General features: G+C 37.3%; 15 protein-coding genes and 1 riboswitch. Of the genes, 5 read left to right on the top strand and 10 right to left on the bottom strand.

What is annotated here, in order from left to right; genetic code table 11:
- Positions 1 to 166: 166 nt before the first annotated feature.
- Complete coding sequence (locus BUA76_RS09640) at positions 167 to 571, bottom strand: hypothetical protein (RefSeq protein WP_072884598.1); 405 nt, start codon at positions 569 to 571, stop codon at positions 167 to 169.
- A 31-nt stretch (positions 572 to 602) separates the two neighbouring features.
- Entirely contained in the window at positions 603 to 959 is a 357-nt protein-coding gene (locus BUA76_RS09635; RefSeq protein WP_072884597.1) for an arsenate reductase family protein, read from the bottom strand.
- Between the two features lie 95 nt (positions 960 to 1054).
- Here BUA76_RS09635 and BUA76_RS09630 point away from each other — a divergent pair, with 95 nt between their 5' ends.
- The 3 genes from BUA76_RS09630 to BUA76_RS09620 all read left to right on the top strand — a co-directional run bounded on the left by BUA76_RS09630 (position 1055) and on the right by BUA76_RS09620 (position 3816).
- Positions 1055 to 1522 carry an acyl-CoA thioesterase gene (locus tag BUA76_RS09630; protein ID WP_072884596.1) on the top strand — a complete coding sequence of 156 codons (468 nt, stop codon included), beginning with the start codon at positions 1055 to 1057 and terminating at the stop codon, positions 1520 to 1522.
- On the top strand, positions 1522 to 2394 hold the full coding sequence (locus BUA76_RS09625) for a sugar phosphate isomerase/epimerase family protein (protein WP_072884595.1): 873 nt from the start codon (positions 1522 to 1524) through the stop codon (positions 2392 to 2394). The genes BUA76_RS09630 and BUA76_RS09625 overlap by 1 nt, the downstream gene beginning before the upstream one ends.
- 13 nt (positions 2395 to 2407) lie before the next feature.
- A riboswitch (Fluoride riboswitch) is annotated at positions 2408 to 2476 on the top strand.
- A gap of 32 nt (positions 2477 to 2508) precedes the next feature.
- Positions 2509 to 3816 (top strand): voltage-gated chloride channel family protein, encoded by a 1308-nt coding sequence (locus tag BUA76_RS09620; protein ID WP_083573201.1) that lies wholly within the window; start codon positions 2509 to 2511, stop codon positions 3814 to 3816.
- A gap of 345 nt (positions 3817 to 4161) precedes the next feature.
- On the opposite strand, the gene BUA76_RS09615 is transcribed toward BUA76_RS09620, so the two are convergent.
- From BUA76_RS09615 to BUA76_RS09580, 8 genes are all read right to left on the bottom strand, one after another.
- Complete coding sequence (locus BUA76_RS09615) at positions 4162 to 4350, bottom strand: hypothetical protein (protein WP_072884594.1); 189 nt, start codon at positions 4348 to 4350, stop codon at positions 4162 to 4164.
- Positions 4351 to 4509: 159 nt separating this feature from the next.
- On the bottom strand, positions 4510 to 5751 hold the full coding sequence (locus tag BUA76_RS09610; protein WP_072884593.1) for an MFS transporter: 1242 nt from the start codon (positions 5749 to 5751) through the stop codon (positions 4510 to 4512).
- An 80-nt stretch (positions 5752 to 5831) separates the two neighbouring features.
- Positions 5832 to 7397, bottom strand: a complete 1566-nt coding sequence (gene rny, locus BUA76_RS09605; protein ID WP_072884592.1) for a ribonuclease Y — start codon at positions 7395 to 7397, stop codon at positions 5832 to 5834.
- Between the two features lie 222 nt (positions 7398 to 7619).
- The gene (locus BUA76_RS09600; protein WP_066437082.1) at positions 7620 to 7907 is read right to left on the bottom strand and encodes a cell division protein ZapA; all 288 of its coding nucleotides are present in this window, start codon (positions 7905 to 7907) and stop codon (positions 7620 to 7622) included.
- Positions 7907 to 8209 carry a hypothetical protein gene (locus BUA76_RS09595; protein WP_072884591.1) on the bottom strand — a complete coding sequence of 101 codons (303 nt, stop codon included), beginning with the start codon at positions 8207 to 8209 and terminating at the stop codon, positions 7907 to 7909. The genes BUA76_RS09600 and BUA76_RS09595 overlap by 1 nt, the downstream gene beginning before the upstream one ends.
- A 137-nt stretch (positions 8210 to 8346) precedes the next feature.
- On the bottom strand, positions 8347 to 9129 hold the full coding sequence (porT, locus tag BUA76_RS09590; protein WP_072884590.1) for a type IX secretion/gliding motility protein PorT/SprT: 783 nt from the start codon (positions 9127 to 9129) through the stop codon (positions 8347 to 8349).
- A 3-nt stretch (positions 9130 to 9132) separates the two neighbouring features.
- Positions 9133 to 9864 (bottom strand): bifunctional demethylmenaquinone methyltransferase/2-methoxy-6-polyprenyl-1,4-benzoquinol methylase UbiE, encoded by a 732-nt coding sequence (gene ubiE, locus BUA76_RS09585; RefSeq protein WP_066437096.1) that lies wholly within the window; start codon positions 9862 to 9864, stop codon positions 9133 to 9135.
- A 3-nt stretch (positions 9865 to 9867) separates the two neighbouring features.
- A complete protein-coding gene (locus BUA76_RS09580; protein ID WP_072884589.1) occupies positions 9868 to 10437 on the bottom strand; it encodes a hypothetical protein in 570 nt (189 codons plus the stop codon).
- Between the two features lie 101 nt (positions 10438 to 10538).
- Between BUA76_RS09580 and BUA76_RS09575 the strand changes: the two genes are divergently transcribed.
- Positions 10539 to 11606: a 3-oxoacyl-ACP synthase III family protein gene (locus tag BUA76_RS09575; protein ID WP_072884588.1), complete on the top strand. Its 1068-nt coding sequence runs from the start codon at positions 10539 to 10541 to the stop codon at positions 11604 to 11606.
- Between the two features lie 67 nt (positions 11607 to 11673).
- The gene (locus BUA76_RS09570; protein ID WP_072884587.1) at positions 11674 to 12879 is read left to right on the top strand and encodes a metallophosphoesterase; all 1206 of its coding nucleotides are present in this window, start codon (positions 11674 to 11676) and stop codon (positions 12877 to 12879) included.
- Positions 12880 to 12887 lie beyond the last annotated feature (8 nt).

The following is a 12887-nucleotide window of genomic DNA, read 5'->3' as shown; positions in this document are numbered from 1 at the left end:
CTTTGACAAAGTTTAAACATACCATAAAACCTGCCTCGTTGCGGGTTTTTTGTTTTTTTGGGAGCTTAATCCGGCTATCCACTTTATCTTTTTTTACAATTCTAAAAAACCTCACAGGTTTTGAAAACCTGTGAGGTTTGGGTTTGATGTCTTAAAAATTAAGACTCTATTTGAAATTAACTTTAAATAATAGAAAAAGAGATGATATTAAAAAAGGAATTCCGCTTATTAAAGATAGTCTATCTACATTAGATTTTGAAAAATCTTTAACCAAAATAAAAAATATGAATATCAAAATTATACAGAAAACATTCATTACAATCTTCTGCAATTGGCTTCTTTTAATCTTTAAACTCATCAAAAATAACAGCTGGAATAGCAAAGACAGAAATGCAACAGGAATCAATCTCCCATCATAATGATCCCAATTAAAAGCATTTGAGTCGGTAAAAATAAATTGAGGACTTATAATTTCATAAATGAGCAAAATCCCTAAGCCATGTCCGGCTCCGATTACGATAAAAGAATTTAAAATTACCGTTGTAATGACAGGGAAATTAAGTTTTTTCATGTAACAGATTATCGTCGGGTTTTGAGTATATCTACAATTTCACTCCAAAAAACTCCTGCAATGCCTCCACATTCTTTTTATCATTTCCCACAAAAATCCGATCATCCGTTAAAAAAACCGGACGCTTCAAAAAAGTGTAATGATCCAACAGAAGATCTTTAAAATCATTTTCAGTTAAAGTTTTTACATCCAAACCTCTTTGTTTGATCTGAGTAGATTTTTTACTGAACAATGCTTCATAAGATTTTGTCTTCATGTACATTTCAGCCAGTTCTTCTTTTGTAATCGGCTCTTTTTTAATCTCACGCAGTTCCCAGTCGGACAAATCGAACTGCGCTAAAATTTTTCTGCAGGTATCGCAGGTATTCAGATAAAATACTTTTTTCATAAATAGGGTTGTTAAAACAAAATTTTCTCCGCCAAAAGTAAGATTTAATCTAAGATTTTAAAAATTATAAATATCTTTAGTTAAATTTTAAGAGGATGGAGAACAAACCTATTACTTTTCAGTTTATTTCAGAGCCTTCAGACGTCAATTACGGAGGAAATGTACATGGAGGAAGTGTCATGAAATGGATTGATCAGGCCGGTTATGCTTGTGCCACAACCTGGAGCGGAAATTATTCCGTAACCGTATATGTAGGCGGAATACGGTTTTATGAGCCCATAAAAATCGGGGAAATTGTAAAAGTAGAAGCCCAGGTGATCTACACCGGTTCTTCAAGCATGCATATTGCCATCAATGTTTTCTCAAGAAACCTTAAACAGCCGAAATTCGATAAGAAAACACACTGTATTATTGTATTTGTAGCGGTTGATGAGAACGGAAAAAAACTACCGGTCCCAAAATGGATTCCTGAAACCGAAGATGATAAACAGAAAGAACAGTATGCCATAAGACTTATGCAGTTGCGAACTCAGATTGAAGACGAAATGAAACCTTTCCTATAATGCATAGAAAAGACTTCATAAAACTTTCGGCGTTAGGAATTTTATGGTTATATTCCTGCGGAATCTCTCATGTTAAAAACAGAAAAAAAACTTTGGCTATTCAATTATACACCGTGCGGGATGCAATGTCTGCAGATCCAGAAAAAACGCTTGAAAGACTGGCTGCAATGGGTTTTACCGGGTTGGAAATCTATGGGTACGACGGTACTTTTTTCGGAAAGACCTCTAAAGAATTTCAGAATATTCTTAAGAATACAGGATTGCGGGTGATCAGTTCACATCATACGACCGGAATTTTTAACAAGGGACAAGGAACATTACTCAATAATTGGGAAAAATCTGTGGAAGCTCTTCATTTCATCGGTTCAGAATATATGGTATGTTCGTATCTATTTCCGGAAGAAAGGACGATCGAAAATTATAAAAAGCTTCCTGAACTGCTTGAAAATTCAGGGAAAGTGACTAAAGAAGCCGGAATTCAGTTTGCGTACCATAATCATGATTTTGAATTTGAAAAATTTGACGAAACCCGAAATGTATATGATTTCATTTTGGAAAATTCTTCATCGGAACTGGTTAAAATGGAGCTTGATCTGTATTGGATTGCAAAGGCCGGAATTGATCCGTTGGTGTATTTTGAGAACTATCCGAAAAGATTTCCGCTATGGCATGTTAAAGATATGAAGGAGGGATCAAAAGATTTCACCGAAATCGGAAATGGCACTATTGATTTTGAACGTATTTTTAAAGCCAAAGAACAGGCAGGACTTGAATATTGGTTCCTGGAACAGGATTCCAGTGATAAGGATATTTTTGAAAGCATCCGGATCAGCAGCGAATTTGTTGCTAAAAACCGTTTCTTTTTAAAATAATTTTTATCTTTGTCTAACAAAAGGAAATGGTGTTCTTCCTTACCCAACCGCTTTTCAGAAAGCTGATGACGCCTGATTAAAAAGATTATTAACAGTAATTTGATCAGGAAAATTATGTCTCAGAAATCAAGAACTTTATTTCGCTTACTACAGATTAAAATCCTTGTGCTGTCAAGGAAATATCCGGCATTCTTATATATTATTAAATGGCTTTTCATCAGCATCATTATCGGAATAACTGCAGGAACTGCTTCTGCCGGCTTTCTGGAATCATTAGCATGGGCCACCCATTTCAGGGAAGCGCATATTTGGCTGATTGCTTTTCTTCCTCTTGCGGGATTGGCTGTAGGAATGCTGTACTATTATTTTGGAAAAGACGTGGAAGCAGGAAATAATCTTCTCATCGAAACCATTCATGAACCTGTCCGAAAAACCATTCCATTTAAAATGGCTCCTTTTGTTTATCTGGGAACTGTTATTACGCATTTATTCGGAGGATCGGCAGGACGTGAAGGAACAGCATTACAAATGGCCGGTGCTATTTCAGATCAATTTACCAAGCTTTTGAAGCTGAATGAACAGGATCGAAAAGTGCTTATCATTTCAGCAATTGCTGCAGGATTTGGGTCTGTGTTTGGAACTCCTTTAGCCGGAGCAGTTTTTGGGCTTGAGGTTTTTCTGGTAGGCAAAATCCGCTACACCGGCATCTTCCCTGCTTTTGCATCCGCTATTCTGGCAGATCAGGTTACCCGAATGTGGAATGTTCACCATACATCCTATCTTATCGGATTTATTCCGGAAACGAATGTTATTTCTTTTGTTTACTCTGTAATTGCCGGGATTGCTTTTGGAATCTGTGCCGCCATGTTCAGCCGAATGATGCGTTATGGAGGCTCTTTCTTTAAATCAAAAATTGTCTATCCTCCGTTGCGTCCTTTCGTGGGAGGATTTATAATTGCTGCCGCAGTATTTGCGATGGGAACCACAAGATACATTGGGCTTGGAATTCCGGTTATTGAAGAAGCGTTCGGAAAACAGCTGCCTTTGTATGATTTTGTGTTGAAAATGTTATTTACCGTTGTAACGCTTTCAGCCGGTTTTAAAGGCGGCGAGGTTACGCCATTATTTTTCATCGGAGCTACCTTGGGAAGTGCATTGTCTATATTCATTCCGCTTCCTTACGGATTACTGGCAGGAATGGGTTTTGTAGCAGTCTTTGCCGGAGCTACCAACACGCCTCTTGCCTGCACCTTAATGGGTATTGAACTGTTTGGCGTGGAATGTGGAGTTTATGTTGCTATTGCCTGTATTGTATCGTATTTATTTTCAGGGAATAACAGTATTTATACAAAACAGAAAATCGGGGAAGCTAAGAATAGCCGATTCGGGAATCTTATCAATAAAAATTTTGAGGATCTGTAATCACAGTTCAATTGCGTCGATTTCTTCTGCAACATATTTTGATTATAAAAGGTTTATGAAATATCTATTCTTTTAAGGTCTGCAACCCTAGCCCCATTGCAGCTTTGTCTGAGCTCATTTTTTTGTTTTCGGGCGCGGCGGCTTCGCCGCCGCCGCGCCCGAAAATAAGAAAAATAGCGAGTGCGGAAAGCGGGAAAAAGCTTCAAATAAAATAATAAATATTGCTTTTCGATGTAATCAAAAAGCTCCTAAACTGAATTCTAAGAATTACAAAAACCTTTTGGGATTACCAAAAGGCTTCTGCGTATTAAATGTGGAAATGTTTATTTCTAATGAAATAATTTTTTATACAAGATCTCTGCAAGTATATACTTGTGGACATGCTATGTACTGAATGCAATATTTAGGTCCTGTTACAGATCCCGTGCAGTCGCATCCGCAAAGGGAAAGATCAGGAGTTCCGCTAATACCACCCGTAATGTTTTTAAGATCTGCTTTGTTTAATTTTGTGGCGTTTTTCAAAAAATTTTTCATTGTGATTCGGTTTTGGTGATTAATTACAGTTTCAAAGTTAAACAAATATTAATTATTCACAGCATAATTTAATATTAAATTTTATAAATAATTTATTTTGTTCAACTTAATATTTTTATAACGGTAAACCATACTAATTTATTTCTTAAACAGCTGAATTTATTCTGTAAATTCAAGATCCCTGTTGTGGGTTTCGGAAATGGTAAGCGATGAGTAGAAAGCAAGTGCAAAAACGATAAGACCTACCCATGCGGCACTTACAATTACCGTGAAATCATTTTTAAAAAAATCAAAAGCCACGATCATTACAGGAACTAATCCGCGAACCATATTCGGCACCGTAGTGGTTGCCGTATTTCTGATATTCGTTCCGAACTGTTCTGCTGCCAATGTAACGAACATAGCCCAATACCCTGTTCCGAGACCAAGCCATACACAGAAGATATAATATTTTGTTTCCGTATCCGTATTCCCAAACAGCATAATGGCAACTCCGATAATCGTAAAGATGAGCATATAGAAAATAGCCATTTTCCGGGACTTCAGAAGATGCGAAATAAACCCGCTTGCCAGATCACCTACGGAAATACCGATATATGCCCACATAATGGCTTTACCTGGACTCAGGTCTTGAATTCCCAGCTCAGGAGCAAACTGATTGGCAAGGACGGCCAGAATCCCGATACAGTACCAGGTCGGCAATCCAATGGCAATACATTTCAGATATCTTATAAAACGGTCTTTATGGGTGAAAAATGAAAGAAAATCACCTTTGGAAACAGATTTATGTTCAATATTTTTATAAATACCGGATTCCGATACACTGATTCTCAGGAATAGTAATAAAATACCGAGTACCCCTCCTATAATGTAAGAAATATTCCAGCCACCGGCCAGTTCTACCGTAAGCTGCGCCACGACCGCACCCATTAATCCGAAACCGGCAACTACAGAAGTCCCAATAGCCCGTAAATTTTTCGGCAGGCTTTCAGAAACAAGGGTAATTCCGGCTCCAAGCTCTCCGGCAAGACCTACCCCTGCAACCAATCTTAATCCGGCATACTGATACACTAAATATTCTTTTGGAAAATAGGGTAAAAAACCACAGGCAATATTCGCTAAAGAATAAACGAGTATGGACCCAAATAAAACTGACAACCGGCCTTTCTTATCGCCAAAAACGCCCCAAAATATTCCTCCGATCAGCAATCCTATCATTTGTGCATTGAGGATAAATGTCCCATCAGTATCCGGATTCAGACCTAATGCTTTTAAACTGGGAATTCGTACTATGCCGAACAGAAGTAAATCATAAATATCAACAAAGTATCCCAAAGCGGAAATAATAACAGGAATTGAAAAAATGTACTTCAGTTTCGAAGAAGTGGAAAGTTCTTGCATTTCGGAGTTTTAAATTTTACTAAAAATAAAAAACCTTCCAATTTCTTGAAAGGTTTTTATCAAATATCTTTTTACGATTATTATCTCGCAATATTTACGGCTCTTGTTTCCCGGATCACGGTTACTTTTACCTGTCCCGGATAAGTCAGTTCGTTCTGGATTTTTTCGGAAATATCATAAGAAAGCTGGGAAGCGACCTCATCATTTACTTTACCACTTTCTACCATCACTCTTAATTCTCTACCTGCCTGAATTGCATACGCTGATGAAACCCCATCGAAGCTTAATGCTGCAGATTCAAGATCTTTTAATCTTTGGATATATGATTCAAGCACCTGTCTTCTTGCTCCCGGTCTTGCTCCTGAGATCGCATCGGCCACCTGGATAATCGGAGACAATAATGAAGTCATTTCCACTTCATCGTGGTGAGCACCGATAGCATTGACTACCTCTGCATTTTCACCATATTTTTCAGCCCACTGCATTCCTAATAAAGCGTGAGGAAGCTCAGATTCCTGCTCAGGAACTTTACCGATATCGTGTAAAAGACCTGCTCTTTTCGCCAGTTTTACGTTAAGTCCTAATTCAGCAGCCATGGTTGCCGCAATGTTTGCTACTTCTCTGGAGTGCTGCAGTAGGTTTTGTCCGTAAGATGAACGGTATTTCATTCTACCAACGATTTTGATCAGCTCAGGGTGTAATCCGTGGATTCCTAAATCGATGATGGTTCTTTTTCCTACTTCAATGATTTCCTCTTCGATCTGTTTTCTGGTTTTTTCCACCACTTCTTCAATTCTTGCAGGGTGAATTCTGCCGTCTGTTACCAACCTGTGAAGGGATAGTCTTGCGATTTCTCTTCTTACCGGATCAAAGCATGAAAGAAGGATTGCTTCCGGCGTATCGTCTACAATGATTTCTACTCCTGTTACCGCTTCTAAGGCACGGATATTTCTACCTTCTCTACCGATGATTCTACCTTTAACTTCGTCCGATTCGATGTTGAATACTGATACTGAATTTTCAATGGCCTGCTCGGTACCGATTCTCTGGATCGTCTGGATCACGATTTTTCTTGCTTCACTTTTAGCGTTAAGCTGAGCTTCTTCCATGATGCTCTGAACGTGTGCCTGAGCTCTTGTTTTGGCCTCTGCTTTCATGGTTTCCACCAATTCCGCTCTTGCTTCTTCTGCCGTATAGTTGGCAATTTTCTCAAGAATTTCAACTTTTTTAGCTGTTGCAACATCAAGTTCCTGCTGTTTTCTGTCTAAAATCTCGTTTTTCTTCGCATAATCTGCGATTTGCTTATCAAGGTCTTTTTCCAGTTTTCCTGCTTTGCTAAGCTCATCGTTCAGTTTGTGTTCCTTGTCCTTAATTCTTTTTTCAACCTCCTGCATTTTCTTTTCTCTTGCCTGAATATCGGCATCATGCTGTGATTTCAGCTCCAGGAATTTTTCTTTTGCCTGAAGGTTTTTTTCTTTCTTTATGGACTCAGCCTGTACGTTGGCTTTTTCTATAAGGTTTTCGGCATTTTTCTTTGCATCATCTATAATAAATTTTGCTTTAGTATTGAGTGAACTTTTGGAGAAAAACACTCCTGCTGCCGCTCCGATTACCAAACAAACAACGCCGACTATAACTTCTATCATAATGTATATTGAGTTTTAATTGTATTACATAAAAAAAGCCCACAATAATCCAGAGATTGAGAGTAAACTCCTAATCAACACGATTTGAACTGATTTCCACTGTCTGTAATCCGGACGAACCGGCACGCCATTCAATGGACATTTGTTCGGTAATTGTTTAGCGTTGAGTTTACCTTTAATGTGTTAGAATTATTGTAGGCAGCATTTTCCGGGAAAAAAAATCTATTTCCCTGTTTCATTCAACGACTGATTGATTGTTGCTAATCTTTCGTTGGTAGATTGTATTGTTTTTTCGTAGTTCATAGACACCACTTCTGCATTGGTTCCCAATTTCAGGGCACACATGGCCAAAGCATCCTGTTTGTCTCTTACATCGAAATTCTGTTCAAAATCTTTAATCATATTTTCAATCTGCTTCCCAACTTTGCGCAGCGTTTCTTCTTCTGCTGCGGGTACGTTCAGCGGATACACTCTTCCTGCAATATTAATGGTTATTCTTCTTACTTCCATTATAATCCACTGTTTTGAAGCTGTGCAATACAGAAATCTATTTCTTTTACCAACCTGTTGATGTGGTTTTTCATCAATCTGTTGTGTTCAGGGTTTCCTGATATTGCTGAATAAAGTTTTATATTTTTTTGTTCTTCTGCTAATACCTGATTCTTTTTCCTTTCTTCATCATACCTTTTTTTCAGGTCTTCATGCTCCATGCTTAATTCTGAGAACTTTTCAGTAAGATTTCTGTAATTCTTTTGTAATAGCAAAATCTTTTTCTCTAATTCTGAAAAATTGTTTTCTAAATCTTGAAGCATTTCAGGTTTTGTATATTCTAACTAGTAGCAAAAATAACAAAATATTAACACTAACAAAAATAAAAGTCTTTATATTTTTATTTCAAACAGAAAAGGAGACACAAATGCGTCTCCTTTTTATATCTTATTTTATTTTCTTATTCAAATTTCAGTACGAAGAAAACAGCTCTTGTCTGTAAGGTAGACATTGCTGCCGTCCAGTACGGAGGTGTTGTCGCATTATCTGCCACAATCTCGTTATTCATAATGAATGTTCCTCTGATTGCAGGAGTAAGCTTAAACTTATTAAAGTAAAACTGGATTCCCATTTCTGCAGACCATGCAAAATTATGCGTTGTAGATCTGAAAACCTGCTGTAAATTATCATCGCTGGAGTCTGAATTTGACTGTAGATTAACAATATAATTAACCCCTGCTGCAACGTATGGTCTTGAGTTGTACCATCTCTGCCCATGGAATTCCAGCAATACAGGTACGTCAACCAAAGTTGTTTTAATTTCTCTTACCCTGTCTTTTTCTGTTAGAGGAAACGGAATAAAAGGATCATTTGTCAAAGTACCTGCTGCATACTGATCATTAGACTGTGTGTTGAAAGTTAATTGTCTCTGACCGAATTGTAACCCTGGTTCTAATCTTAAATCCAAATAATCGTTCAATCTCCATTTTGCGATTAACCCGGCTCCAAAACTGTAACTCTCCTTAGAGGTAACAAGATTCTGATTGTTACTTGAGCCATATCTTGGATTAAGAACGATACGGTAGTCTAGTCTGTTACCATTCAGATAAAAACCCCAGCTGAATTTCTGTTCATCAAAGTCTTCCAACTTATCCATTCTGTTTCGGGTTCTGAATTGCGCGTTTGCTAACAACGCAACATTTACTGAGGCTAAAACCAGTGCTTTTAATAAAAATTTATTCATAGGTTACTTTGTTGCTTTATAAATTGTGGCTATACCTAAACTTAGTTTTTTATATTCAACTTTTTTAAATCCTGTATCTAAAAGAATTTGTCTCATCTTTTCCCCGAAAGGAAAAGCGTTTACAGAATCCGGAAGGTATGTGTATGCCCTATTATCCTTGGAAACCAGTCTGCCAATAGCAGGTAATATATTTTTGAAATAAAACATATAGAATGGTGCCATGAAACCCTCAACCTTTGAAAACTCCAGTATATAAACACTCTTGTTATCTTTAACAACTCTTCTCAACTCTGCCAAACCTTTGGTAAGGTTTTCAAAATTCCTCACTCCAAATGCAACAGATACCGCATCAAATCTATTATCCTCGAAAGGTAAATTTTCCGCATCTCCTTTTTGCATGGAAATTTTGCCGTCTAATTTAAGTTTTTTTATTTTAATAACGCCAACATTTAACATTTGTTGCGATAAATCCAATCCGATCACTTTTGAGCCTGTCCCTTTTTCAACAGCAATGGCCAGATCTCCGGTTCCGGTAGCGACATCCAGCACTTCCTGCGGGCTGTCTTTTTTCATCCAGTTTACTAAAGTATTTCTCCATAAAACATCAATTTTCATGGACAGCACATGATTGAGCAGATCATACTTCGGTGCAATATTGTCGAACATATCCTCTACCTGGCTTTTCTTAGTAGCTTCAGAGTTGTAGGGCGTAATTTTGGTAATATCTTTTGTCAAAACTTAAAACTTGTAATATTCTTTATAATAATTAAGGTAATCCTGTTTTCTGAAGATCTTTGATCTCGATTCTACCTTCTGAACGTTTTTGATTACTTTATCATAATCCTCATCAACGTTATAATAAAAATCGTCGGTGAAGAGTTTATTGAAGAGTTTTGCTCCTCCAAAATAGGCTTTTCCGTCGATGATGGTCTTATCCAGTGCCAAAAGTAGTGAATCTTTCTTAAGGTTGTATCCATAATACTGTTCATTGATATAATAATCCTGATGCGCAATATTAATAAGTCCTCTTACTTTATTTACTTCAAAAGCAGAATCAAACAGCATTTTTTTATTCCGGTCAAACACTTTAATGGAGTTTTTCCCTTTATTCAGCTCAACCTGAACGGTCTGACCTCCTGCGATGGTTCCTTCGGAACCGTTGTTTATTTTATAATAAAATGTATTGGCCGTAGGATTGTCGACCACGTAATAATTCCTTTTGGCCAGAAAGAGAAAGTAAATCCCAAAGGCAAAGATAAATGCCGCAATTGCAATAAGTAAGCCTTTCAAGGATGCATTATTTTTCATAGGATTGTAAAGTACAATTTTTGCAAATTTAATAATATTTTTAATTCTCTGTTATTAATATTAATTATTAACTTTGCATCTTTAAAAAATCATTTAAACGAATGCCGAATACGATCATAATTGGTTCTGGATCTTACCTTCCCGGCAGAATTATCGGGAGAGACTATTTCTTAGGTTCAGATTTTTATTCAGAAGACGGGGTGAAAATTGATAAACCTGCTGAAGAAACGATTGCAAAATTTGTAGAAATTACAGAAATTGAGAACAGAAGATTCATAGAAGAAGATCTATCCAATTCACAAATCGGGTACGAGGCTGCCAAAGTTGCGATTGAAGACGCAAAAATAGACCAGGAAGATCTGGATTATATTATTTACGCCAGCAATTTCGGAGAAGTCACTGTACACGGATATGCGGATTTCATGCCAACGATGGCGGCAAGAGTAAAAAATAAATTAGGCATTAAAAACCGAAAATGCGTTACTTATGATATGCTTTTCGGATGTCCGGGATGGGTGGAAGCTATGATTTTAGCTGATAACTTAATTAAAGCTAAAGTTGCCAAAACCATTCTTGTGATCGGTGCAGAAACATTAAGCAGAGTAACCGATCCTCATGACAGAAACAGAATGATTTTTGCAGATGGTGCCGGTGCTGTTGTTGTAAAAGCAACAGACGATGAAAATGTAGGAATCATTGCCCACAACACCATTTGTGACAACGGTCCGGAATTGGATTACCTGGCAAACGGTCCATCCATTAATAAAGAATCTGACCAAACCCGTCTTTTTGTAAGGATGCAGGGAAGAAAAATTTACGAATATGCCTTAAAAAACGTTCCTGCAGCCATCAAAGAAACGATTGAAGATGCAGGGCTTTCTATAGAAGATATCAATAAAATTCTGATTCACCAGGCTAATGCCAAAATGGATTACGCCATGATTGAAAGACTTCATAAGCTTTATAATGTGAAAGATTATGATCATTCTATTTCTCCAATGACGATTCAGGAGTTTGGAAATTCTTCCGTGGCAACCATTCCTACGATGTTTGATTTAATAATTAAAGGAAAAATGGACGGTCAATCGTTTAAAGAAAAAGGTAACATTGTGATGACTTCGGTAGGTGCCGGAATGAACATCAATGCTATCGTATACAGATTTCCTTAATATTATTATTTAATTTAAAATATAAAAAGCACAGGGAAACTATTCTTTGTGCTTTTTTAAACGGATTATGCAAAGAAACTTTTTAATTATCGCAGCGTTATTCCTTTTTCTGGAAATATACATTTATCAGGCTATCAGAACCCTTACAGATAATTTCTGGCTACGGATCGGCTACTGGGCAATTTCTCTTGCGGTGTATGGCTTTTTCGCCTATGAGGTGATGCATTTCAGCAGGGCCGACAGAAGTATGATGAGAGCACAGATCATGATATCATTATTTTTGATCTTTATTCTACCTAAAATTTTTGTCGTTTTATTTCTTTTAATTGATGATATCCTGAGAACCGGAGGCTACCTTATCGGATTGGCCGGGTCATCAGAGAATTACTTTCCCGAAAGAAGAAAATTTTTAAGCATTGTAGGATTAGGGCTCGGAGGCGTACTTTCCGCTCTTTTTATTGATGGAATTACTTTTGGGAAATACCGTCACAAAGTAAGAAGAGTAAGAATCAATTTTGCCAACCTGCCTAAAAGCTTTAAAGGATATAAAATTGTTCAGATCTCCGATGTTCACAGCGGAAGTTTTTCTGATCCTTCAAAACTGGAACATGCCATTCATCTCATTAATGAACAAAATCCAGATCTTGTTTTATTTACCGGAGATATGGTGAATAATGTGGCGGAAGAATTTAAACCGTTCATTCCGCTTTTTTCAAAAATTAAAGCAAAAGATGGTAAATTTGCCGTGCTTGGTAATCATGACTATGGCGATTATGTACAATGGACCTCGCTGAATGAAAAGAAACAAAACCTTGATACTTTGATTGATTATGAGAGACAGGCCGGTTTTGATATGCTTCGGAATGAGCACCGTATTATTGAGAAAAACGGTGAAAAGCTGTACATTTTGGGTGTTGAAAACTGGGGATTGAAACCTTTTCCGCAATTCGGGAGAATTGATGATGCCTTGAAAGATGTTCCGGAATCGGCCACAAAAATTCTGATGAGCCACGACCCTACCCATTTTGATTATGTAGTAAAAAAGCATCCCGGAAACATTCACCTGACACTTTCGGGGCACACTCATGGAATGCAGTTTGGGCTTGATCTTAAAAATGTAAAATGGTCTCCGGTTCAGTACAAATATCCGAAATGGGCAGATCTTTATGAAAGCGAAGGAAAAATGCTTTATGTAAACAGAGGTTTTGGTGTACTGGCTTATCCCGGAAGAGTGGGTGTTTTACCCGAAATCACGCTTTTTGAACTGGCATAGTTATTCAT

This window comes from Chryseobacterium takakiae, from assembly GCF_900129385.1.
GTDB lineage: Bacteria > Bacteroidota > Bacteroidia > Flavobacteriales > Weeksellaceae > Chryseobacterium > Chryseobacterium takakiae.
This window is presented reverse-complemented; position numbering and strand designations above follow the sequence as displayed.

What these genes read in the sequence shown, in the direction of transcription:
- BUA76_RS09600 (WP_066437082.1), bottom strand. Translation starts at nt 7,907, where the DNA reads ATGGAAGTAAGAAGAATAACCATTAATATTGCAGGAAGAGTGTATCCG.
- BUA76_RS09635 (WP_072884597.1), bottom strand. Translation starts at nt 959, where the DNA reads ATGAAAAAAGTATTTTATCTGAATACCTGCGATACCTGCAGAAAAATT.
- BUA76_RS09615 (WP_072884594.1), bottom strand. Translation starts at nt 4,350, where the DNA reads ATGAAAAATTTTTTGAAAAACGCCACAAAATTAAACAAAGCAGATCTT.
- BUA76_RS09640 (WP_072884598.1), bottom strand. Translation starts at nt 571, where the DNA reads ATGAAAAAACTTAATTTCCCTGTCATTACAACGGTAATTTTAAATTCT.
- BUA76_RS09610 (WP_072884593.1), bottom strand. Translation starts at nt 5,751, where the DNA reads ATGCAAGAACTTTCCACTTCTTCGAAACTGAAGTACATTTTTTCAATT.
- BUA76_RS09575 (WP_072884588.1), top strand. Translation starts at nt 10,539, where the DNA reads ATGCCGAATACGATCATAATTGGTTCTGGATCTTACCTTCCCGGCAGA.
- BUA76_RS09625 (WP_072884595.1), top strand. Translation starts at nt 1,522, where the DNA reads ATGCATAGAAAAGACTTCATAAAACTTTCGGCGTTAGGAATTTTATGG.
- BUA76_RS09580 (WP_072884589.1), bottom strand. Translation starts at nt 10,437, where the DNA reads ATGAAAAATAATGCATCCTTGAAAGGCTTACTTATTGCAATTGCGGCA.
- rny (WP_072884592.1), bottom strand. Translation starts at nt 7,397, where the DNA reads ATGATAGAAGTTATAGTCGGCGTTGTTTGTTTGGTAATCGGAGCGGCA.
- BUA76_RS09630 (WP_072884596.1), top strand. Translation starts at nt 1,055, where the DNA reads ATGGAGAACAAACCTATTACTTTTCAGTTTATTTCAGAGCCTTCAGAC.
- BUA76_RS09620 (WP_083573201.1), top strand. Translation starts at nt 2,509, where the DNA reads ATGTCTCAGAAATCAAGAACTTTATTTCGCTTACTACAGATTAAAATC.
- porT (WP_072884590.1), bottom strand. Translation starts at nt 9,129, where the DNA reads ATGAATAAATTTTTATTAAAAGCACTGGTTTTAGCCTCAGTAAATGTT.
- BUA76_RS09595 (WP_072884591.1), bottom strand. Translation starts at nt 8,209, where the DNA reads ATGCTTCAAGATTTAGAAAACAATTTTTCAGAATTAGAGAAAAAGATT.
- BUA76_RS09570 (WP_072884587.1), top strand. Translation starts at nt 11,674, where the DNA reads ATGCAAAGAAACTTTTTAATTATCGCAGCGTTATTCCTTTTTCTGGAA.